The sequence below is a fragment of the Solimicrobium silvestre genome, from assembly GCF_002976435.1.
Lineage (GTDB): Bacteria > Pseudomonadota > Gammaproteobacteria > Burkholderiales > Burkholderiaceae_D > Solimicrobium > Solimicrobium silvestre.
This window is the reverse complement of record NZ_PUGF01000011.1, coordinates 160,210-168,120: the sequence shown is the minus strand read 5'-3', so window position 1 is coordinate 168,120 and position 7,911 is coordinate 160,210. Positions and strand designations below refer to the sequence as shown.

4 protein-coding genes are annotated in these 7,911 nt (G+C 46.0%); 1 reads left to right on the top strand and 3 read right to left on the bottom strand.

Going from position 1 to position 7,911, the window contains the following annotated elements; all coding sequences use genetic code 11:
* Positions 1–393: 393 nt before the first annotated feature.
* The 3 genes from S2091_RS12855 to apbC form a co-directional block, all read right to left on the bottom strand.
* On the bottom strand, positions 394–1,284 hold the full coding sequence (locus tag S2091_RS12855; RefSeq protein ID WP_105532336.1) for a DMT family transporter: 891 nt from the start codon (positions 1,282–1,284) through the stop codon (positions 394–396).
* 81 nt (positions 1,285–1,365) lie between these two features.
* Positions 1,366–4,116: a preprotein translocase subunit SecA gene (secA, locus tag S2091_RS12850; RefSeq protein ID WP_105532335.1), complete on the bottom strand. Its 2,751-nt coding sequence runs from the start codon at positions 4,114–4,116 to the stop codon at positions 1,366–1,368.
* A 299-nt stretch (positions 4,117–4,415) separates the two neighbouring features.
* Positions 4,416–5,504, bottom strand: a complete 1,089-nt coding sequence (apbC, locus tag S2091_RS12845; RefSeq protein WP_105532334.1) for an iron-sulfur cluster carrier protein ApbC — start codon at positions 5,502–5,504, stop codon at positions 4,416–4,418.
* A 233-nt stretch (positions 5,505–5,737) separates the two neighbouring features.
* On the opposite strand from apbC, the gene metG reads away from it, so the two are divergent.
* Positions 5,738–7,795 (top strand): methionine--tRNA ligase, encoded by a 2,058-nt coding sequence (gene metG, locus S2091_RS12840; RefSeq protein WP_105532333.1) that lies wholly within the window; start codon positions 5,738–5,740, stop codon positions 7,793–7,795.
* Positions 7,796–7,911 lie beyond the last annotated feature (116 nt).

Below are 7,911 nucleotides of genomic sequence, written 5' to 3'. Positions count from 1 at the left end.
AACGTAAGTCCATAGTATTGGCTGTATTCCAGGTCATAATGGCGGCTCCGATTGGACATCATTCTTGATGCCCAATAGTGTTACCTATGTCCTGATACAGGTGTTACCCATGTCTCACGTCTATACACGTCGCCAAAAAAAGTAAGCAAAAAAAGGCGACCACGCTATTTCGGAAACCCCGATTTTTCAGCGGAAAAATGGGAAAAGTTCGAAACTCGCTACGCTCAAACAACGAACCTTTCTTATCCATTTTCCCGCTGAAAAACCGGCCGAACTAGAAGTGGGGGTAGGTCAAAAACAACTACAACGTCAAAAGCAACAACAACACATACAAACTTCAATCAGCGCCGTGTATTAGCCATCACTAAAAAATACTTACAAACTTCAATAAATTCAAATTCCCAATGCAATCACCCCACCTGCAATAAACACCGCCCCCACTATCCGAATAACCCGATCCCCCTCCCCCAACAACCGCCCCCCAATCAACGCAGCAAACAACATAGAAACTTCCCTCGCAGGCGCAACATGGCTAAGCGGTGCAATTTGCATTGCATACAACACCAACACATAAGAAATTGGGCTAACAACGGCAACAATCAAAGCGTACTTCCATTGAGAACGCCACGACACTATCGTAGAGTACTGATTACGCCACAAAGCAGGCAACAAAAATGCCACCTGAAAAAAATTACAGAAATAATAAAGCAACACAGGTGCCAGCAATAACACCTTCACCGCATAGCCATCTAACACGGTATACGCGGCGATAAAAATCCCGGTTAGCAAGCCATAATAAATCCCCTTATGAATCCGTTTGCGCTGCGACTCTGCTCCCGATCCTGCCAAGACAGCGCGGAATATCTTAGGCCCACCGGCAATCAAAAACACGCCACCAACAACAGCAAGAATTCCCAACACGCCAAATAGCGAAATTTGCTCACCCAACAAAAATAGCGCAGCAAAAGAAGAAATTAAAGGCGCAAACCCGCGCGCCATGGGATAGACCACCGTTAACTCTGACTTCCGATAACCACGAAGTAAAGTAACAAAATATAAGCCATGCAATACGCCACTAGCTACAATAAAACTCCATTCTTTCCAGCCCCAATCAGGCACAACATCCCAACCAAAGTAAATACCAACTGGCGCCCAAACCACCATCAGGATTAGGTTAGAAAGACAGGCAAAACGCGCATCACCGCCAGCTTTTTTAGCTGCGATGTTCCACATTGCGTGAATAAACCCTGCAAGAATAACCAGAAAAAAAGCAAAATGAGACACGAAATAACTCTTTAAAAATAAGTTTTAAAAACAAAAAAGGGACACACAGTCCCTTTTTTATTTAACACCAACTAACTCAGCTTACGCTAAGCGACCATGACACATTTTAAACTTCCGGCCACTACCACATGGGCAAGGATCGTTACGTCCCACTTTTAAAGCGTGATTAACATGCGGCTGGTTATGATCTTCCGGTTCGGCAGTCGGTGAAAACAACTCTTCCGGCGCTGCATTAGCGTCAAAGTCAGCATGCTGATAATGCACATTAGCGAGTTGATCTGGTTCGACAGCTTCGATCTCTTCACGCGATTGAATACGTACTACCATCACCGTTTTGGTAACATCGTTTTTAATCATTTCCAACATCTGGGCAAACAATTCAAACGACTCACGTTTGTATTCTTGCTTAGGATTTTTCTGTGCGTAACCGCGCAGATGTATCCCCTGACGCAAATGATCTAATGCCGCTAAATGTTCACGCCAATGCGTATCCACGCTTTGCAAGGTCACGCTGCGCTCGAAACGACCGAATGACTCACGTCCAACAATCGCTATTTTTGCGTCATATACCTGATTCGCTGCAGCTTGCACTTTTTCAAGCAAATCTTCGTCAGTCAGATCCGGTTCGTCTTTCAGCATTTGCTGAAGCGGCAAATCCAACTGCCACTCCGTCGCCAACGTAGCTTCCAGTGCTTTTACATCCCACTGTTCTTCTACCGATTCTGCTGGCACGTAAGTCCGCACGATGTCATGGAATACTGCACCGCGCAACGAAGCGATCATTTCTGAAATATCAGTGGTTTCCAATAATTCATTACGCTGCTGGTAGATTACTTTGCGCTGATCGTTAGAAACATCGTCGTACTCCAACAATTGTTTACGAATGTCAAAGTTACGGGCTTCTACTTTACGCTGTGCTGATTCGATGGAGCGCGAAACGATACCGGCTTCAATTGGTTCGCCTTCCGGCATTTTTAGCCGGTCCATAATTGCACGTACCCGGTCGCCAGCAAAAATGCGCAGCAAAGAGTCATCCAGGCATAGATAAAAACGCGATGAACCTGGATCGCCCTGGCGTCCTGAACGGCCACGCAACTGATTATCTACACGGCGTGATTCATGACGTTCAGTGCCGACAATATGCAAACCGCCAGCTGCCACTACGTGGTCATGCAATGACTGCCATTCGTCACGTAATTTTTGTGATTGCTGCTGCTTTTGGCCTTCGCTTAAATCTGGATTGGCTTCAATTAACTGAATTTGTTTTTCAACATTTCCGCCCAACACAATGTCAGTACCACGACCCGCCATATTGGTGGCGATGGTAATCATTTTAGGACGACCAGCCTGGGCAATAATTTCTGCTTCACGCGCATGTTGCTTCGCATTCAGAACGTTATGCGCCAATTTGGCTTTGGTCAAAATACCGGACAATAATTCCGAATTTTCAATCGAAGTTGTTCCCACCAACACTGGCTGACCGCGTTCACAGCAGTCTTTAATGTCGATTAACATCGCATTGTATTTTTCTTCCGACGACTTATAAACCTGATCTTGACGATCAACTCGCTTTGAAGGCCGGTTTGGCGGCACAACAACGGTTTCAAGTTTATAAATTTCCTGGAATTCGTAGGCTTCGGTGTCCGCTGTTCCGGTCATACCGGACAAACGGGTATACATACGGAAGTAATTCTGGAATGTGATCGACGCTAAGGTTTGATTCTCATTTTGAATCTTCACGCCTTCTTTAGCCTCAACCGCTTGATGCAAGCCTTCTGACCAACGGCGACCTGTCATTAAACGACCGGTGAATTCATCAACAATCACCACTTCATTATTTTGCACTACATAATGCTGGTCTTTAAAATACAAAGCGTGGGCACGTAAGGCGGCGTATAAATGATGGATCAGGGTAATGTTGGCTGCGTCATATAACGATGCGCCTTCCGGTAACAATCCCATTTGCGTCAAGATTTGTTCCGCACGTTCATGACCGGCTTCGGTCAATAAAACCTGGTGCGATTTTTCATCTTTAGTGTAATCGCCCGGTACATCTACTTTACCTTTGCCATCCGGCGTTTCATCGCCGATTTGCAAGGTTAATAATTTAGGGACTTCATTGATTTTGTAATACAGGTCGGTGTGATTTTCAGCCTGACCAGAAATAATCAGCGGGGTACGCGCTTCATCGATCAAAATCGAATCCACTTCATCCACCACCGCAAAATTCAGGGGGCGCTGCACCCGTTCGCTGGCTTCGTACACCATATTGTCGCGCAGGTAATCAAAGCCGAATTCATTATTGGTACCGTAAGTAATATCGGCAGCATACGCAGCTTGTTTGGTGTCGTGATCCATTTGCGACAAGTTAACGCCGGTGGTTAAACCCAACCAGCTATATAACTGATCCATCCATTCGGCGTCACGCTGTGCCAAATAATCATTCACCGTCACTACGTGCACGCCTTTGCCGGACAAGGCATTTAAATAGGCAGGCAAAGTTGCCATCAACGTTTTACCTTCGCCGGTGCCCATTTCGGCGATTTTCCCGTAATGCAGAACCATGCCGCCAATCAGCTGCACGTCAAAATGGCGCATCTTCAGGGCACGCTTGCTCGCTTCACGGCACACGGCAAATGCTTCAGGCAACAGCTGATCTAAGGTTGAACCTTGCTCGATGCGAGCTTTGAATTCGGCAGTTTTAGCCTTTAATTCGGTATCCGACAAGGCTTCTAAAACTGGTTCCAGCGCATTGATCACACGCACAGTGCTTTGGTATTGCTTCAATAGACGTTGGTTACGGCTACCGAAAATCTGGGTCAGTATGGACATGCGATTAATGAATGAGTGAGATTTAAAAAATAACCGGAGCGAGTTGGCACAAAAACCACCACCAACTCAACCCGCGATTCTACCATGTACAACTCTAAATTCGACATAAAGCCGTCGAATCAGGATGCCGCCGAGTTTTTTGTATTCGTTTTGATACTCGTTTTTTGCGCTCAGGCACATATGGTGCTTAATTACCCACACGCAAGACCACGCCACAAAATTTAATCACCAAGGTAATTTAATATTAAAAACATTGCATTTCAATACATATACCTACATATACTCAACTCAAAACTAAATTACGTATTTTGCACAGTAATAGTAGGGAATTTACTACTCATGTCCTTAGCTTTTTCAGCCACCTTAATCGCTACTTTGCGGGCAATTTCTTTATATAACGCAGTTACTACACCAGTTGGATCAGCCACCACCGTCGGCCGCCCTGAATCGGCCTGCTCACGAATAGTCATGGTCAGCGGCATCGACGCCAGTAACTCAACTCCATATTCGGCGCACATTTTTTCACCGCCACCGGCACCAAAAATCGCTTCTTGATGACCGCAATTGGAACAGATATGCGTGCTCATATTTTCGACAATGCCCAAAATCGGAATCCCGACTTTTTCAAACATTTTTAAGCCTTTACGTGCATCGAGCAAGGCAATATCTTGCGGCGTAGTCACAATCACCGCGCCGGTTACCGGCACTTTTTGCGACAAGGTTAATTGCACATCGCCGGTACCTGGAGGCATATCAATAATCAAATAATCCAGTTCACGCCAGTTAGTTTGCTCCAGCAGTTGCACTAACGCCTGCGTCACCATCGGGCCGCGCCACACCATTGGTTCAGCCGGATCAATCATGAAACCAATCGACGATACTTGTATGCCGTGATTTTCTAGAGGCTCCATGGTTTTGCCGTCCAAGCTTTCAGGCCGGCCTTCAATACCCATCATCATCGGTAGCGATGGGCCATAAATATCGGCATCCAAAATCCCTACCCGCGCACCTTCAGCGCTCAGCGCCAGCGCCAGATTAACCGCCGTGGTTGATTTACCTACGCCGCCTTTACCTGACGCCACCGCGATAATATTTTTAACATTCGACATCAATTTAATGCCGCGCTGTACCGAATGCGCCACAATTTTGCTGGACACATTCACATTCACCGCCGCCACGCCGTCCAAGGCCAAAATCGCCTCAGCGACATTGGCACGTATCAAGTCGAACTGGCTGCTGGCGGGGTAACCCAGCTCCACATCCAAACTAACATCAGAACCATGCAGTTGAATGTTTTTAACTGATTTTGACGATATTAAGTCTTTGTTGGTGTTGGGATCAATCACTAGACTTAAAGCGGATTTAATATGGTTTTCTGTCACGCTCATGGTTTTCTCCGTAAATAATGGCAGCAGTCTAGCAGGCTTGTTCCAGTTAATGTTTGGATGATTTGGAAGGTCTGGGTGAATTTTGCGCGAAATAAATATCAAGGACAACGCATTTCAACTATGCATCGCATTATCTTTTCTACAAAACCAAGGCTCTCTTGTCAACTACATGGATTTAACAGCCACGTTTTCACCTGTTAGAATAGCGTTTTTACTTTTTCGCATCGACAACTATGACCCGCCAGCTGTTCGTCACCACTGCCCTACCCTACGCCAACGCCGCCTTTCATCTGGGCCACATTATGGAATATATCCAGGCTGATATTTGGGTGCGCCATCAACGAATGATGGGCAATGCAGTGCATTTTGTCTGTGCAGATGATGCACATGGCGCGCCGATCATGATCGCGGCGGAAAAAGCTAACTTAACACCGCAACAATTTGTGGCGCAAATTGCATCGGGACGCAAACAATATTTAGATGGTTTTCACATCTCATTTGATAACTGGCATTCCACCGATGGCGCAGAAAATCATGAATTATCCCAAGATATTTACCGCAAACTAAAAGCCGCCGGCTTCATCGCTAGTAAAGTGATTGAACAATTTTACGATCCGGTAAAAAACATGTTTTTGGCAGATCGTTACATCAAAGGCGAATGCCCTAAATGTCACGCCAAAGATCAATACGGCGATTCATGCGAAGTCTGTAGCGCGGTCTATTCACCGACCGAATTAATTAACCCGTACTCCGTACTAACTGGCGCTGTGCCAGTGATGAAATCGTCCGAGCATTTTTTCTTTAAATTATCAGATCCAAAATGCGTTGCATTTTTGCGCGAATGGGCAATTGATGGCAACCGCTTGCAATCCGAAGTCGCCAACAAAGCTCGTGAATGGCTGGATGGCGAAGATGGTTTGGGCGATTGGGACATCAGCCGCGATGCGCCTTATTTTGGCATTGAAATCCCAGACCAGCCTGGTAAATATTTTTATGTCTGGCTAGATGCGCCAGTCGGTTATTTGGCTTCGCTGAAAAACTACTTCAACAAAATCGGCCGTGATTTTGATGCATTTATGGCTGACCCAGCCACCGAACAAATTCACTTCATCGGTAAAGACATTACTTATTTCCACACGCTGTTTTGGCCAGCCATGCTTAAATTCTCCGGCTACAAAACACCGGATCGCGTCTACGCACATGGCTTTGTGACCGTATCTGGCGAAAAAATGTCCAAATCACGCGGCACGGGAATTTCACCATTAAAGTATTTAGATATCGGTATGAATCCAGAATGGCTGCGCTATTATTTAGCCGCCAAACTGAACGCTAAAGTAGAAGATATCGACTTTAGCGCGGAAGATTTTACTGCGCGTATCAACTCCGATTTAATCGGTAAATTTGTCAATATCGCCAGTCGCGCCGCAGGTTTTATCAGCAAGCGTTTTAATGGACAGGTAAATACATTGTGGGCCACCGACACAGACAGTTTCTTAACTAGCATCCGTAGCATTGCACCGGAAATTCAAGCGTTATATGAAGGTCGTGAATATGGTAAAGCACTGCGCGCAATCATGGAGCAGGCCGACATCATCAACGCTTATGTCGACGCGAACAAACCGTGGATTTTGGCTAAAGATCCCGCCAACGACGCCGCATTGCAAGAAGTCTGCAGCCGCTTATTGGAAGCATTCCGCATTCTCACGCTGTATTTAAAACCGGTGTTACCAGAAGTGGCTGCGCAAGTCGAAAGCTGGCTCAATATCGCGCCGATGCAATGGTCGGATGTTGCGACGACACTGCCAAATGGTCACACGATTAAGCCGTATCAACATTTATTGACACGCGTTGAACCGAGTATTTTTGAAGCATTGTTTGATGCGCCGACTGCACCTGTGGCTGAAGACAGCGCAGAAAAAGCAGCTAGCGCCAATATCGAAGAATTAAGTGCAGAAATCAGCATCGATGATTTCACCAAAATAGATTTGCGCATCGCCAAAATCATTGATTGCGTCGCTGTTGAAGGCTCTACCAAGCTCTTGCAATTAACGCTGGATATCGGCGATGGCCGCACTCGTAATGTGTTTTCCGGCATTAAATCCGCATATCAGCCAGAACAGTTAATCGGTAAATTGACGGTAATGGTCGCCAATTTAGCGCCACGTAAAATGAAGTTTGGCGTTTCCGAAGGCATGGTTTTAGCTGCTTCTGCCTCGGATGAAAAAGCCAATCCAGGCTTATATATTCTAGAACCGTGGCCGGGTGCTGTTCCTGGAATGCGGGTTAGCTAACATCACCTCAAAGGGTGAGCACAAAACACGCTCACCCTATTAAACTTCACCAATAACAACACTCTCAACTCAAGCACCGCTTACAATAGCCGAATCGATATTTTTAAAAGATATCC

What these genes read in the sequence shown, in the direction of transcription:
- metG (WP_105532333.1), top strand. Translation starts at nt 5,738, where the DNA reads ATGACCCGCCAGCTGTTCGTCACCACTGCCCTACCCTACGCCAACGCC.
- apbC (WP_105532334.1), bottom strand. Translation starts at nt 5,504, where the DNA reads ATGAGCGTGACAGAAAACCATATTAAATCCGCTTTAAGTCTAGTGATT.
- secA (WP_105532335.1), bottom strand. Translation starts at nt 4,116, where the DNA reads ATGTCCATACTGACCCAGATTTTCGGTAGCCGTAACCAACGTCTATTG.